Here is a 14242-nt window from a genome sequence, read left to right on the forward strand (position 1 = left end):
TCCCCATGCGCACCCGCTTCCGTGGACAGACCGTCAGGGAAGGCGTGCTGCTGCACGGTCCCGCCGGCTGGGGGGAGTTCTCTCCCTTTCCGGAGTACGGCCCGCGCGAGTGCGCCCGCTGGCTGGCGTGCGCCCGCGAGGCGGCCTTCGAGGGCTGGCCGGCGCCGGTGCGCGACAGCGTCCCCGTCAACGCGACCGTGCCCGGCGTGGGGCCCGAGCAGGCCCATGACATCGTCCGGCGCTCGGGCTGCGGCACGGCCAAGGTCAAGGTGGCCGAGCGGGGCCAGACCTTCGACGACGACGTGGCCAGGGTGGAGGCCGTACGCGACGCGCTCGGGCCGGCCGGCCGCCTGCGGGTCGACGCCAACGGCGCCTGGGACGTGGACGAGGCGGTGCGGCGGCTGAAGCGGCTCGACCGGTTCGACCTGGAATACGCCGAGCAGCCGTGCGCCACGCTGGAGGAGCTGGCGGCGGTGCGGCGGGCCTGCGACGTGCCGATCGCGGCCGACGAGTCCATCCGCAGGGCGGAGGACCCGCTGCGGGTGCGCGCGGCCGAGGCGGCCGACATCGCGGTGGTCAAGGTGCAGCCGCTCGGCGGGGTCCGCGAGGCGCTCAAGGTCGTGGAGGCCTGCGGGCTGCCCGCCGTGGTCTCCAGCGCCGTGGAGACGTCCGTCGGGCTGGCCGCGGGGCTGGCGCTGGCGGCGGCGCTGCCGGCGCTGCCGTACGCGTGCGGGCTGGGCACGATGGCGCTGCTGGCGGGCGACGTGGTGGACGACTCCCTGGTGCCGGTGGAGGGCTCGCTCACGGTACGGCGTCCCTCGGTGGATTTTCAGCATTTGTCGGCTTTTGAGATTGAATCTCCCCAGTGGCTTCGCCGGATGCAGGAGGCGTCACGTTGAACCCCGCTACCGCACTGGCCACGGTCCTGGTCGACGAGCTGGTGCGCTGCGGCCTCACCGACGTGGTGCTGGCCCCCGGCTCGCGCTCCGCCCCCCTGGCGCTGGCGCTGCACGCCGAGTCGCGGGTGCGCCTGCACGTGCGCATCGACGAGCGGTCGGCGTCGTACCTGGCCCTGGGGCTGGCCAAGCGCGGCGAGCGGCCGGTGGCGCTGATCTGCTCGTCCGGCACGGCCGTGGCGAACTTCCACCCCGCGGTGATCGAGGCCAGCGAGTCGGGCGTGCCGCTGCTGCTGCTGACCGCCGACCGGCCGCCCGAGCTGCGCGGCACGGGCGCCAACCAGACGATCGACCAGATCAAGCTGTTCGGCTCGGCGACCCGCTGGTTCGCCGAGGTGGGGGTGCCGGAGGACCGTCCCGGCCAGGTCGCCTACTGGCGCTCGCTGGCCTGCCGCGCCTACCAGCGCGCGTCGGGCCCGTCCGACCCGGGGCCCGTGCACCTCAACCTGGCCTTCAGGGAGCCGCTGATCCCCGACGGCGACACCTCCTGGTCCGAGCCGCTCGACGGCGGCGGCAACGGCCCGTGGGTGCGGGCCAGGGTCGCGCCCCCGCCCGTCGCCCTGCACATCGCGCCGACCAGGCGCGGCGTGCTGGTGGTCGGCGACGGCGCCGCCAACGTGCGCCGGTACGTGGCGGCGGCGGGCATGGCGGGCTGGCCGGTGCTGTCGGAGCCCAACGGCGGCGGCCGCTACGGCGACCACGCGATCTCCACCTACCACTACCTGCTGGGCACGCCGGAGTTCGCCGACACCCACCGGCCCGACGTGATCGTGACACTGGGGCGGCCGGGGCTGTCCAGGCCGCTGCTGTCGTGGCTGAAGCGGGCCGGGGAGCACATCGTGGTGGCGCCCGACCTGGGCCGCTGGCCCGACCCGACCCGTTCGGCCACGCAGGTGGCGCAGGCCGTGGAGATCCCGGTGGCGGCCGGCGACGACTCGTGGCTGCACGCCTGGCGGCAGGCGGACGCGGTGGTCAGGTCGGCCACGGACGCGGTGCTGGACGCCTCGGGCACGAGCGAGCCGCGCCTGGCCAGGGACCTGGTGGACGCGCTGCCCAACGGCGCGCTGCTGTTCTGCGGCTCCTCGATGCCGATCCGCGACCTGGACCAGGCGATGCGGCCGCGGCGCGGCATCAGGCTGATGGCCAGCAGGGGCGCCTCCGGCATCGACGGCGTGGTGTCCGCGGCGATGGGCGCGGCGCTGGCGCACAACGGCCCCTCCTACGCGCTGATCGGCGACCTGTCGTTCCTGCACGACCAGAACGGGCTGATCCTCGGGCCCCGCGAGCCCCGGCCCGACCTGTGCTTCGTGGTCGTCAACAACGACGGGGGCGGGATCTTCTCGCTGCTGCCCCAGGCGGCGGTGCGCGACCCGTTCGAGCGGGTGTTCGGCACGCCGCACGGGGTGGACCTCGCGTACGTGGCGGCGGCCACGCGGACGCCGTACACGCTGGTGGAGGACATCTCCGACCTGTCCAAGGCGCTGCGCGGCGAGGGGCCGCGCGTGGTGGAGGTGCGCACCGACCGCGAGGAGAACGTCCTCGTGCACGCCCGCCTGCGCGAGGCCGCGCAGGAGGCCGTCCGCTCCTACCTGGAGAGCTAGCGGCTCAGCACGTCGAGCAGGCGGTTGAGCGGGCCGTCGATGCCGTGGCGGTCGGCGAGGGCCACGAGGGCCTCGGGGTCGCGCGGCTTGGCCGGCAGGGTGAGGTCGGTGTCGGGCAGCGGCGCGTCGTGGGCAACCTTGACGACGGCGGGGGCGGCGCTCAGGTAGTCGCGGGCGGCGTCCAGCTTGGTGCGGGCGCCCGCGGGGAAGCCGGCCGTGACGCCCGCGTCGAGGGCCTGGAGCAGGGCGTCGAGCGAGCCGAAGCGGGTGATGAGGGCGGCGGCGGTCTTCTCGCCGACGCCGGCCACGCCGGGCAGGCCGTCGCTGGGGTCGCCGCGCAGGGTGGCGAAGTCGGCGTAGGAGCGGCCGGGGATGCCGTACTTGGCGGTGACGAACGCCTCGTCCACGATCTGCAGGTTGCGGATGCCGCGGGCGGTGTAGAGCACGCGTACGGGGCGGGCGTCGTCGACGAGCTGGAACAGGTCGCGGTCGCCGGTCACGATGTCCACGGCGCCCGGGGCCCTGTGGGTGAGGGTGCCGATGACGTCGTCGGCCTCGTAGCCGGGCGACTCCAGGCGGGCGATGCCGAGCGCGTCGAGCACGTCCTGGATGACGGCGATCTGCGGGACGAGCGCCTCGGGGACCTCCTCGGTGTCGCCGTGGGCGACGCGGTGCGCCTTGTACGTCGGGATCGCCTGGACGCGGAAGGCGGGCCGCCAGTCGGCGTCCATCGTGGCCGCGAGCTCGGTGGGGGAGTGCTGGCGGACGAGAGTGGCGATCATGTCGATGAGTCCGCGCACGGCGTTGACCGGGGAGCCGTCCGGGCCCTTGATCGACTCCGGCACGCCGAAGAAGGCGCGGAAGTAGAGCGACGGGGTGTCGAGAAGCATCAGCACGGGTCTATGGTCGCACCCCTGACGAGCGGTTCCGTGCTCTGTGCCGGTATGGAGACCGCCAGCAGGCAGGCGTCGTCCTCGGGGTTCGGGCCGCCGATGTCGGCCAGGAGGTGGTCGAGCCCGGCGTCCAGCTCGCGGGCGGGCACGTCGCGGGCGGCGGCCAGGACCAGGTCGAGGCCGACGTCGATGTCGCGGGTGCGCCGCTCGACCAGCCCGTCGGTGAACAGCAGCAGCAGGTCCCCGGGCAGCAGCCGGGTGGTGGCCAGCTCGTACGGGCGGCCCGAGGTGGCGCCGAGCAGCACGCCGCGGGGCTGGTCGAGCTGGCGGGCGACCCCGTCGCGCACGAGGATGGGCGCCAGGTTGCCCGCCTGGCCCCAGGCGAACACCCGGGTCTCCGGGTCCAGATGGCCGATGATCGCCGTGGCGGTGGTCTCCTTGAGCTGGTGCAGGACGAGGTCGTTCAGCAGGGTGAGCAGCCGGTGGGCGGGCAGGCCGGTCATGGCCAGGCCGACGAGGGCGTGGCGGAGCTGGGCCATGTGGGCGATGGCGGGCAGGCCGTGGCCGGAGACGTCGCCGATGGCCAGCAGCAGCCGGCCGTCGGGGGCGGGCGCGGCCTCGAACCAGTCGCCGCCCAGGCTCGCGGTCTTCTCGGCGGGCACGTACCGGACCGCGATCGTGGTGTGCGGCAGGTCGAGGCATCCGACATGCTCGGGGAGTATGGCCTCGCGCAGGGCCAGCATGACGTGGCGCTCCTCGGCGGCCTGCTCGCGGGCCTCGAGGAGCTGGCGGCGCGACTCCGACATCATGCGCTCGGCGCGGCGGCGGCCGGTGATGTCCTGGATGACGCCGTGCAGGCCGATGGGGCCGCCGGGGGCCATGAGGGGTTCGAGGACGACGCGCAGGTCGCGCAGCTCGCCGCGGCGCCGGATGCGGAACTCGGCCTGGACCGGCTCGACGCTCTCCACGGCCGACCACAGGAGCCGGTCGAGCGTGCCCATGTCCGCCTGCTCGACGTGCTTGGCCAGGTCGGGCAGGGCGATCGGGCCGTCGGCCGGGTCGCGGCCGAAGATCAGGTAGACCTGGTCGGACCAGATCGTCTCGCCGCTGTGCATGTGCCATTCCGCCCAGCCCATGTTGCCGAGCCGCTGGGCGTGCGCCAACCGTGCGGCGAGCATCTCGGCGTCGTTCTCGGAGCCAGTGTGGCCTTTGTTGCTGTTGTGGCCGAGCGGCTCGGCCGCGCCTGCGACGTCGACCATGGTCCCACTTTCAAAGATGGACAATTGACCCTACACTACGTGATCAATCTTGAACGGAGTGTAGCGGGGGCTTGCCGTGTTGTGAGAGCTTTTCGCGGATTTTAGGCGGCGCGGTCCGAGTAGATTATGGGCTGTGACGTCCTCAGATCTGTATCCCGTGTCCCGTCTCACCGCCGTCCAGGAGGCCACCGCCAAGGCCGGTCTCGACGCCCTTTTGCTGACGCCCGGCCCCGACTTGCGCTACGTGAGCGGCTACGAGGCCAAGCCGCTGGAGCGGCTGACGTGTCTCGTGGTGCCCGCCTCCGGCGAGCCGTACATGATGGTGCCCCGGCTGGAGCTGCCCGCGGCGCAGGCGTCGCCCGCCTCGCGGCTGGGGCTGGAGTTCGTGGCGTGGGACGAGACCGACGACCCGTACGCCATCGCGGCGGCGCGGCTCGGGCAGGTCGGGAAGGTGGGCCTGGCCGACCGGATGTGGGCCATGTCGTCGCTGCGCTTCCGCGAGGTGCTGCCGGGCGCGGAGCAGGTGCTGGCCGGGACCGTGCTGAGGGAGCTGCGCATGCGCAAGTCGGCCGCCGAGGTGGCGGCGCTGCGCGAGGCGGGGGAGGCGATCGACGCGGTGCACCGGCGGGTGCCGGAGTTCCTGCGTGCCGGGCGCACCGAGCGCGAGGTGGGCCGGGACATCGCCGAGGCGATCCTGGCGACCGGCCACTCGACCGTCGACTTCGTCATCGTCGCCTCCGGGCCCAACGGGGCCAGCCCCCACCACGACGTCTCCGACCGGGTGATCCAGGCCGGGGAGCCGGTCGTGGTGGACATCGGCGGGCAGCTGCACAACGGCTACTGCTCCGACTCGACGCGCACGTACAGCGTCGGCGAGCCGCCCGCGGACTTCGCCGCGTACTACGAGGTGCTGCGGCGGGCCCAGGACGCGGCCTGCGCGGCGGTGCGGCCGGGCGTCTCCTGCGAGTCGATCGACGCGGCCGCCCGCGACATCATCGCCGAGGCGGGCTACGGCGAGTACTTCATTCACCGCACCGGCCACGGCATCGGGATCGAGACGCACGAGGAGCCGTACATCGTCTCCGGCAACGGCGAGCCGATGGAGCCCGGCTTCGCGTTCTCCGTGGAGCCCGGGATCTACCTGCCCGGCAGCCACGGGGCGCGGATCGAGGACATCGTGGTCTGCACCGACACGGGCGCCGAGCGGCTCAACAACACCCCGCGCGACCTCGTCATCGTGTAGACGGTGTTCGCGAAGGTCACCTGGGCCAGCAGGCCCGGGTCCGGGCGGCCCAACGAGGACCTGGTGCTCGCGGGGCCGTCGTGGATCGTCGTCCTCGACGGGGCGACCGCCGCGCCCGGGGTCGCCGGCGGGTGCGCGCACGACGTGCCGTGGCTGGTGGGGCGGCTCGGGGACGCGCTGGCGGCGGGGCTGAGCGCCGATCACGACCGGCCGCTGGCGGAGATCCTGGAGGCGGCCATCGAGACGACGATGGCCGCCCATTCCGGCACCTGCGACCTGGACGATCCCGACTCGCCGTCCTCGACGGTGGCCATGGTGCGCGCAGGCCGGAACGGGGTCGAATATCTCGTGCTGGGCGATTCGCCCGTCGTCTTCTCGCTGGCGGGCGGCGGGGTCCGGGTGGTGAGCGACGACCGGGTCGAGGGCCTGCCGGGCGGGCGGCCGTACACGGTGGAGCTGGTGCGGCGGATGCGCAACGCGCCCGGCGGGTTCTGGGTGGCGGGCAGCCGCCCGGAGGCGGCCCGGCAGGGGCTGTGCGGCGTCGTGGCGGACGCGCGCGGCGTGGGCGTGCTCACCGACGGGGTGTCGCGGCTCGTCGAGTGGTACGGGTGGAGCTGGCGCGACCTCGTGACGGCGCTGGACGGGCAGGGGCCCGAGGCGGTGATCGCGGCGGTCAGGGAGCGGGAGCGGCGCCGGGGGCCCGTACGCGGGAAGCGGCACGACGACGCCACCGCGGCCTGGACCCGGGTCGGCGCCCGGCACTGAGGTGTGGGGGCCAGGCGGTCAGATGAGGATCCAGGTGGTCACCACGGGGCCGCCGTGACCGGGGCTGACCCGCAGCCGCAGCGGGCCGGGCGCGAGCTCGCCCGTGGTGAACCGGCCCAGCTCGTCCGCGCACACCGGCGTGCCACCGTCCCGCCGCTGCACCACGATCTCGGCGGGCCTGCCGCCCGACACCCGCCCCACCAGCCGCCGGCCGGTCACCTCCAGCTCCACGACGACCTCCCCGGCGGCGAACGACAGCAGCCGCGCCCGGCCCCCGCCGCGCACCCGGGTGGCCGACAGCTCCTCCCACGAGTCGAACGTCAGCTCGGCCAGCTCCGCGTCCAGGGACCTGAGCGCGTAGGCCAGCATCGCCTCCTCGAACAGCCCGGCCGGGACCGGGTCCAGCCGCTCGGCCGCGGCCCGCAGCCGCTCCTCCAGCTCCAGGTCCCCGTCATCCATGGAGCCGTCCATGGCGCCGTCCATGGCGTCGTCCACGCCGTTCACCCCCGGATGCCGTTCACGCCGCGCCGGTTCATCAGGGCGGCCAGCCGCTTGAGGCACCGGCCCCTGTTGGGGCCGATGCTGCCGACCGGCATGTCCAGCCCGTCCGCGATCTCCTGATAGCTCGGCCGCGGCTCGGCGATGAGGACGCGCAGCAGCCGCCTGCAGCGCTCCGGCAGCTCCTCGAACGCGCTCCACAGCTCCTGCTCGCGCGCGGCCTGCTCGCTCGCCTCCTCGGCCTCCAGCAGCAGGAGCTCGGGCGAGCGCTCGTCGGCGTGGAGGCCCATCAGCTCCAGGTCGCCGACCGGCAGGGCCCGGCCGCTGGTGCGCAGGACCCGCAGCGCCTCGTGCCTGGCGGTGCTGGCCAGCCAGGAGCCGGCCCGCTCGGGCTCCCGGAGCCTGGTCAGGTGCTCGGCGAAGCGGTACCACGTCGTCTGGCACACGTCCTGGGCGTCGGAGTCGTTCACGAGGTAGCCCCGCGCCACGGCCCACACCAGCCCGCTGTAGCGCTGGTAGAGCTCCTTCCACGCCCCAGCGTCGCCGTCCGCGGCAGCCGCGACCAGGGTTGCGGTGTCGTCCACTGCGGCGGCTCCCTATATCTGGGCGGGAAGCCCAATATATTTCGCATACCGCCGCCGGGCTGGCAACTCGCCATCATCGGAGAAAACCGCTCAGATCCGGTACGGACAGCCGCCCCGCGAGGAGCTGCGCCGCGGCCACCCGCGAGGACACCTGCTCCTGCGACATGCGGGCCGCGATCATCCCGGCCACGATCGGCGTGGCGAACGACGTGCCGCTCCAGGCCGCCAGGCCGGTGAAGGTGGCCTTGTCGCCCTCCTGCAGCGTGGCCAGGCAGGTGCAGCCGGGGTAGTGGGCCGGGTCGGCGAAGCGGCAGGTGGTGCGGTGCGGGTAGCCGTACTGGTAGGGGCCGGAGGTGAAGGCGTTGACCAGGCGCTCGCCCGGCGCGTACACCGTGACCCAGTCTCCGTGGTTGCTGAAGCAGGCCCGGCCGAGCCCGTCCTCGCGCAGCGCGCCCACCGACAGCACCGCGTCGCCGGAGGCGTTGACCGGCTCCGTGGCGAACGCGGCCGGCCAGAACGGCAGCGTCTCGCCGTCGTTGCCCGCCGCGGCCACCAGGAGCGTGCCGGGGTGGGCGGCCAGCTCGTCCACGAAGTCGGCCAGGCCGAGCAGCGCGCTCGCGTCGGCGGTCCTGGTGCCGGCCGACAGGGAGACGATGTCCGGCCAGCCGTGCTCGTCCAGGATCCCCAGCAGGGTCTGGCCCAGCTCGTCCTCCAGGGCGGCGCCCGCGTACGGGAAGGCGTTGTAGACGCGCACGTCGGCGGCGGGCGCCACGCAGCGCAGCACGCCGGCGATGAACGTGCCGTGGCCCACGTACGGCTTGATGAGGCCGTCGGGGTCGAGCTCGTCGCCCGGGGCGGTGACGTCGCCGTCCACCTTGGGAATGTTCGGGATGCCCGAGCTCCCGGCCAGCCACTGGTGGTCGAGGTAGTCGTGGACGAGGCCGGTGTCGAGGACGGCGACGCTCACCCCCGCGCCGCGGTCGCGGCCGGACAGGGGCGGGTTGAGCGGCCCGGCGCTCGGGACCGGCTCGTCGCCGGGGCACAGGTTGACGCCCGCGACGGTGACGAAGTGGACCAGGCTCGACGCGATGTCCTCGCGGGCGAGCTGCTCGACGGTCCGGTGCAGGTCCCTGGAGCCGACGGCGAGCCGGCGCGTGGAAATCCGACCGGCGCTTCTCGCCCCGGCCACGCGGACCGCGTCGGGGCCCGGCTGCAGGCGCTGGACGGCGGCGGCGGCCCGGCCCGCGTCGGCGTCGCGCACCAGGACGTGCCCGGCGAGGTGGGCGAACCGCGGCTGCACCGCGGATCCCGGCGCGGCCCCTTCGGGACCCGCGACCGCGCGCATGCCGTCCGGCAGCGCCGCGTTGAGTATCTCCAGCTGCTCCCAGAACCGGGTGTCCGACGGTGTCATCCCCACCTCTTTCCTCCTGGCGTACGTATGTATGAGGCATCACCGGGCCTGCTGATACAGCAGGGGTCTACGATCGTTCCGTGTCCCGGGAAGATCCGCATGACCTGCTGGCCATGGTCTTCGCGAGACCCCGGGAGGCCCTGGCGGCCGCCAGGGCGCTGCTGGCCGACGGGAGCGGGCCGTACGAGTCCTCGATCGCCAGGCAGGCGCTCGGGATCCTGCACCGCGAGTTCGGCGACCTCGAGGCGGCCATCGGGGAGCTGCGGCATGCCGTGCGCCTGGCACGGCGCTCCGGCTCGGCCGACCGCGAGACCGACGTGCTGGCCACGCTGGGCATCGCGCTGCTGCAGTCCGGACGTACGCGGGCGGGCCTGTCGGCGCTCGACCGGGCCGCGACACGGGCGGACGGCACGCGGGCGGACGGAACGACGAGGGCGCGGGTGCTGTTCCGCCGCGCGGGCGCCCGGTGGATCCTGGGCCGGCACGGGCCGGCCCTCGACGACCTGCGCGACGCGGTGCCCGCGCTGCTGGCGGCCCGCGACACGGTGTGGGCGGCGCGGGCGCTGACCCTGCGCGGGCACGTCCAGCTCGCCCTCGGCGCCGTCCAGCCCGCCGACGCCGACTTCCGCACGGCGCAGGACATGCTGGGCCCTACCAGGCAGGAGCACGACTCGGCGGTGGCCGTCCAGAACCGCGGGGTCGCCGCGTTCCGCACGGGCGATCTGCCCGCGGCGCTCGCCCTGCTGGACGAGGCGGAGCGGCGCTTCCACGCGCTCGGCACGCCGATGTTCGACCTGGTCGGCGACCGGTGCGCGGTCCTGCTCGCCGCCGGGCTGGCCCGCGACGCGCTGGAGCACGCGGACGGAGGGCTGCGGCTGCTGGCCCGGCTGCGCGGCCAGGCGACCCGGCGCGCCGAGCTGCTGCTCATCGCCGCCCGCGCCGCCCTGCAGAGCGGCGACCCGGCCACCGCCGGCGAGCGGGCGGGGGAGGCCCGCCGGCTGTTCGCCCGCCAGCACCGCGCGTGGTGGTCCGAGCACGCCCGCCTGATCGTCCTGCAGGCCGAGCACGCCACCCCGGGCGCCCCGGCGCGGCGGGCCGCGCTGGGCGAGGCCCGGCGGCTCGCCGCGCGGCTGGCCGGGCTGGGGTCACCGGAGGTGTGGCAGGCCCACCTGGTGGCGGGACGGATCGCGCTCGCCCTGGGCGAACCGGGCGTGGCCGAGCGGCACCTCGCCAGGGCCGCCGACGTCCGGCACAAGGGCCCCGCCACCTCCCGGGCGGGCGGCTGGCTGGCCGAGGCGCTCCGGGCGGAGGCGGCCGGGGAGCCGCGCCGCCTGCTGCACGCCTGCCGGGCCGGTCTGGCGCTCATCGAGGAGCACCGGCTCACGTTCGGCTCCTCGGAGCTGCACGCGCTGGCCACCGCCCAGGGCGCGGAGCTGGTCACGCTCGCCCAGCGGCACCTGCTGCGCATGGGGCGGCCCCGCCGGCTCCTGGCCTGGACGGAGCGCTGGCGGGCCACCTCGCTCGCCGTGCCGGCCGTGAGCCCGCCCGAGGACGGCGAGCTCCTGGCCCGGCTCGCCGCCCTGCGGCAGGCCGAGCACCTGCTGGCCCAGGCCCGCCAGGACGGCGCCGCCTCCGCCGCGGCCCTGGAGCGCGACCGCAGCCGCCTGGAGTCCCGCGTGCGGTCCGCCACGCTCCAGGCCAAGGGGCGTTCGCGCGGCGAGCGCGAGCGCCGCGACGACGACCGGACCGGGCGGCTCCTCGACGCCCTCGGCGGGGGCCGGCTGGCCGAGCTGGTCGCGGTGGACGGCACGCTGCACGTCCTGCTCTGTGGCGACGGCACCGTGCGCCGCCACACCGCAGGCCCCATGGACCGGGCCGTCGCGGAGGTCGAGTTCGCCCGCTCCAGGCTGCGCCGCCTCGCCTACGAACGCGACCCCGACCGGGGCGAGCTCCACGACCTGGGCGCCCGGCTGGAGCGGGCGGTGCTCGGCCCGGTCGCGGACCTGCTCGGCGGTCTGTCCGGCGGGGCGGCGCCGCTGGTCGTGGTTCCCCCCAGCACCCTGCACACCATCCCCTGGGGTCTGCTGCCGTCCCTGCGCCGCCGGCCCTTCACCGTCGCCCCCTCCGCGGGCGCATGGCTGCGCGCCAGGTCCGCGCCGCGCCCCGACGGCGGCCGCATCGTCCTCGTACGCGGCCCGGGCGTCGCCCACGCCGACCGCGAGGTACGCGAGATCGCCCGCCTGTACGCCCAGGACGACCGCGAGGTGTCCCTCCTGGAGGCGGGGCGCTCCACCGCGCCCGCGGTGCTTTCGGCCATCGACGGCAGCCTGCTCGCCCACCTGGCCGCGCACGGCACGTTCCGGGCCGACAGCCCGCTGTTCTCCTCGCTCCACCTCGACGACGGCCCCCTGACCGGCTACGACCTCGAACGCCTGCGCCGCGCCCCCCACCACCTCGTCCTGTCCAGCTGCGACTCCGGCCAGATGGCGGCCGTCGGCGCCGACGAGCTGCTGGGCCTGGCCACCGCCCTGCTCCGCCTCGGCACCGCCGGGATCGTCGCCAGCGTCGTCCCCGTGAACGACGAGACCGCCGTGCCCGTCATGCTCGGCCTGCACGACGGCCTGCGCCGCGGGCTCGGCCTGGCCGAGGCGCTCTGCCGGGCCAGGGGCGACGACGTGTCGTTCATCGCCATCGGGGCAGGCTGATCGGGCCATTGATGGGAAGCGCGCGATCATGAAACAATTCCCTAACAGATGGGTATCGGGGTTTGGGGGACGGTCGCCCATGATCCGCGAGCTGATCGAGCGGCCCTAGGATGGCGGACGACGGGCTGGACGAGGCGTTCGAGCTCGGCAGGACCTGCGCGCTGGCCGCCGAATGCGGCCGGGACCTGCGGCGCTGCGCCCAGATGTACGGCGGGCTGTTCCCCGCGGCGGCCTTCGGCGCCGAGTCCTACGCCGCCCTGACCCTCTCCACGGCCTTCAGCGCCCCCTGGGCCAGCGCCGAGCGCCTGAAGGTGGCCAACCGGGCCGCCCTGTGGGTCCTGGCCGTGGACCGCCTCGTGGACCACACCGCCACCACCCGCGAGCAGGTCGACCGGCTGATCCGCGAATGCCTGTCGGTCGCCGACGGCGCCGTGCCCCGCACGGCGGCCACCCGCTTCCTGGCCGACCTGCGCGACGAGCTGGACACCGTCAAGGAGTTCGGCGAGCTGCGGTGGATCTGGCGTGACCAGCTCGCCGAGACGCTGACCGGAATGGGCCGGGCGTGGGTGTGGCGGGACACGCGGGCCGTCCTGACGCTGGAGCGCTTTCTCGACAACGCCGACAGCCGCGGCTCCTGCTTCGTGGACGTCTCGCACTGGATCTACACCGCCGACGACTGGGCCAGGACCCACCTGGAGGACCTGCGGGCGGTCAGCAGGCAGGTCCAGCGCTACCTGCACCTGCTCGGCGACATGGCCTCCTACCGCAGGGACATGAGCTGGGGCGACCTGAACGTCCTGGCGCTCGGCGTCAGCCGCGCCGAGGTCACCGAGGCGATGGCCGCCCTGGCCCGCCAGGCCGCCGGGCTCATCGAGCCGGTACGGGCCGGCAGCCCCCGCACCGCCGCCTACCTGCGCCGACAGATCGGCTTCAACGCGGGTTTCGTCGGTATTTCGGGCTGAGGACGGGCACGCTAATGTGCCTGTCGGATTCCCTGACAGACCGGCTTGACAGATTGACCGTCAGATCTACGAATAAGGGCGCGCCGGGCGACAAAACGTGACATTTTGATTCTTGTAAAAGATTGCGGCTTGAGTGGAAAATGTGGCGTTGCTAGGGTGTCTGGATGCCAGGCATGTGGAGCGACCTTCTCAACACACCTTGACAGGTACCACTGACCACGGCACCTCAGGGGCGGGGTTGCGCATGCGCGGGAGAGGTACAGGCGGTGCTGGATGGAATTCGGTCGCTCTGACCGTTGGCGGCTGCCGACCGCGATCAAGATCTTGATCGCGGGGGGTTTCGGTGCGGGCAAGACCACCATGGTCGGCGCCGTGTCCGAGACCCGGCCATTGCGTACGGAAGAGGCGCTCACCCAGGTAGGGAGCCACATCGACGACCTGTCGGGCGTCGAGAGGAAGCTCACCACCACCGTCGCCATGGACTTCGGCCGCATCACCATCGCCAACGACTACATGCTCTACCTGTTCGGCACGCCCGGCCAGGAGCGGTTCTGGTTCGTGTGGGACGAACTGGCCATGGGCGCTCTCGGCGCCGTCGTGCTGGCCGACACCCGCCGCCTCGACGACTGCTTCCCGGCCGTCGACTACTTCGAGAAGCGCGAGCAGCCGTTCATCGTGGCGCTCAACTGCTTCGACGGCTCGACGCCGTTCACGGTCGGCGAGGTGCGCTCGGCGATCGGCCTGGAGCCGGAGATCCCCATCGTGCGCTGCGACGCCCGCAAGAAGGACTCGGGCCGGGAAGTGCTCATCACGCTCGTCGAGCACGCGATGCGCATGGGGGCCTCGCCCGTCGGGACCATGTCGTGACCATGACCGGCTAACCTTTTGGCGATGGAGGAGATCGACCGCCGGATCGTCACGCTGCTCGCCCGCGACGGCCGCATGAGCTTCACCGACCTGGCCAGGGAGACCGGGCTCTCGGTCTCGGCGGTGCACCAGCGCGTACGCCGCCTGGAAAAGCGCGGGGTCGTGCGCGGCTACGCCGCGATCATCGACCATGAGGCGGTCGGGCTGCCGCTGACCGCGTTCGTGTCGATCAAGCCGATCGACCCGGCCGCGCCCGACGACGCCCCCGAGCGGCTGGCCCACCTGACGGCCATCGAGGCGTGCCACAGCGTGGCGGGCGACGAGAGCTACATCCTCAAGGTCCGCGTGGCCTCCCCGACGGCGCTGGAGGACCTGCTGCAGCAGATCCGCGCCTCGGCCAACGTCTCGACCCGCACCACGGTGGTGCTGAGCACCCCGTACGAGCACCGGGCCCCCGAGGTGGACGGCGAGCTCCCTTCCGGCCCGGACGCCTGACCA

13 protein-coding genes are annotated in these 14242 nt (G+C 74.1%); 8 read left to right on the plus strand and 5 right to left on the minus strand.

Annotated elements, in window-relative coordinates; translation table 11 throughout:
• Nucleotides 1–5 precede the first annotated feature (5 nt).
• Together HD596_RS38385 and menD are read left to right on the plus strand one after the other, a co-directional pair.
• Complete coding sequence (locus HD596_RS38385) at nt 6–899, plus strand: o-succinylbenzoate synthase (RefSeq protein WP_221521000.1); 894 nt, start codon at nt 6–8, stop codon at nt 897–899.
• The gene (gene menD, locus HD596_RS38390; protein WP_185074368.1) at nt 896–2557 is read left to right on the plus strand and encodes a 2-succinyl-5-enolpyruvyl-6-hydroxy-3-cyclohexene-1-carboxylic-acid synthase; all 1662 of its coding nucleotides are present in this window, start codon (nt 896–898) and stop codon (nt 2555–2557) included. The genes HD596_RS38385 and menD overlap by 4 nt, the downstream gene beginning before the upstream one ends.
• Here menD and HD596_RS38395 read toward each other — a convergent pair.
• Nucleotides 2554–3447, minus strand: a complete 894-nt coding sequence (locus tag HD596_RS38395; RefSeq protein WP_185078974.1) for a 5'-3' exonuclease — start codon at nt 3445–3447, stop codon at nt 2554–2556. The two genes, menD and HD596_RS38395, sit on opposite strands and share 4 nt — an antisense overlap.
• Nucleotides 3447–4709 (minus strand): PP2C family protein-serine/threonine phosphatase, encoded by a 1263-nt coding sequence (locus HD596_RS38400; RefSeq protein ID WP_185074369.1) that lies wholly within the window; start codon nt 4707–4709, stop codon nt 3447–3449. Before HD596_RS38400 ends, HD596_RS38395 begins: the two co-directional genes overlap by 1 nt.
• 133 nt (nt 4710–4842) lie before the next feature.
• Between HD596_RS38400 and HD596_RS38405 the strand changes: the two genes are divergently transcribed.
• Together HD596_RS38405 and HD596_RS38410 are read left to right on the plus strand one after the other, a co-directional pair.
• Nucleotides 4843–5952, plus strand: coding sequence for a M24 family metallopeptidase (locus HD596_RS38405; RefSeq protein WP_313045980.1), 1110 nt, complete (start codon nt 4843–4845; stop codon nt 5950–5952).
• 3 nt (nt 5953–5955) lie between these two features.
• Nucleotides 5956–6717 (plus strand): protein phosphatase 2C domain-containing protein, encoded by a 762-nt coding sequence (locus HD596_RS38410; protein ID WP_185074370.1) that lies wholly within the window; start codon nt 5956–5958, stop codon nt 6715–6717.
• A gap of 18 nt (nt 6718–6735) precedes the next feature.
• On the opposite strand, the gene HD596_RS38415 is transcribed toward HD596_RS38410, so the two are convergent.
• The 3 genes from HD596_RS38415 to HD596_RS38425 form a co-directional block, all read right to left on the minus strand.
• A complete protein-coding gene (locus tag HD596_RS38415) occupies nt 6736–7212 on the minus strand; it encodes a hypothetical protein (protein ID WP_221519701.1) in 477 nt (158 codons plus the stop codon).
• A gap of 5 nt (nt 7213–7217) precedes the next feature.
• The gene (locus tag HD596_RS38420; RefSeq protein WP_185074371.1) at nt 7218–7799 is read right to left on the minus strand and encodes an RNA polymerase sigma factor; all 582 of its coding nucleotides are present in this window, start codon (nt 7797–7799) and stop codon (nt 7218–7220) included.
• Nucleotides 7800–7872: 73 nt separating this feature from the next.
• Entirely contained in the window at nt 7873–9210 is a 1338-nt protein-coding gene (locus HD596_RS38425) for a S8/S53 family peptidase (RefSeq protein WP_185074372.1), read from the minus strand.
• Between the two features lie 80 nt (nt 9211–9290).
• On the opposite strand from HD596_RS38425, the gene HD596_RS65120 reads away from it, so the two are divergent.
• From HD596_RS65120 to HD596_RS38445, 4 genes are all read left to right on the plus strand, one after another.
• On the plus strand, nt 9291–11915 hold the full coding sequence (locus tag HD596_RS65120; protein WP_185074373.1) for a CHAT domain-containing protein: 2625 nt from the start codon (nt 9291–9293) through the stop codon (nt 11913–11915).
• Nucleotides 11916–12025: 110 nt separating this feature from the next.
• Nucleotides 12026–12877, plus strand: a complete 852-nt coding sequence (locus HD596_RS38435) for a terpene synthase family protein (protein WP_185074374.1) — start codon at nt 12026–12028, stop codon at nt 12875–12877.
• 273 nt (nt 12878–13150) lie between these two features.
• Nucleotides 13151–13744 carry a GTP-binding protein gene (locus tag HD596_RS38440; protein ID WP_185074375.1) on the plus strand — a complete coding sequence of 198 codons (594 nt, stop codon included), beginning with the start codon at nt 13151–13153 and terminating at the stop codon, nt 13742–13744.
• A gap of 24 nt (nt 13745–13768) precedes the next feature.
• Complete coding sequence (locus tag HD596_RS38445; protein ID WP_185074376.1) at nt 13769–14239, plus strand: Lrp/AsnC family transcriptional regulator; 471 nt, start codon at nt 13769–13771, stop codon at nt 14237–14239.
• The last annotated feature ends 3 nt before the right edge of the window (nt 14240–14242 follow it).

It is taken from the genome of Nonomuraea jabiensis (assembly GCF_014204795.1).
Classification (GTDB): Bacteria; Actinomycetota; Actinomycetes; order Streptosporangiales; family Streptosporangiaceae; genus Nonomuraea; species Nonomuraea jabiensis.

Bases quoted from the DNA above. Each gene is read 5' to 3' on its own strand.
- HD596_RS38385 (WP_221521000.1), top strand. From the start codon at position 6: ATGCGCACCCGCTTCCGTGGACAGACCGTCAGGGAAGGCGTGCTGCTG.
- HD596_RS38395 (WP_185078974.1), bottom strand. From the start codon at position 3,447: ATGCTTCTCGACACCCCGTCGCTCTACTTCCGCGCCTTCTTCGGCGTG.
- HD596_RS38400 (WP_185074369.1), bottom strand. From the start codon at position 4,709: ATGGTCGACGTCGCAGGCGCGGCCGAGCCGCTCGGCCACAACAGCAAC.
- HD596_RS38425 (WP_185074372.1), bottom strand. From the start codon at position 9,210: ATGACACCGTCGGACACCCGGTTCTGGGAGCAGCTGGAGATACTCAAC.
- HD596_RS38435 (WP_185074374.1), top strand. From the start codon at position 12,026: ATGGCGGACGACGGGCTGGACGAGGCGTTCGAGCTCGGCAGGACCTGC.
- HD596_RS38440 (WP_185074375.1), top strand. From the start codon at position 13,151: ATGGAATTCGGTCGCTCTGACCGTTGGCGGCTGCCGACCGCGATCAAG.
- HD596_RS38445 (WP_185074376.1), top strand. From the start codon at position 13,769: ATGGAGGAGATCGACCGCCGGATCGTCACGCTGCTCGCCCGCGACGGC.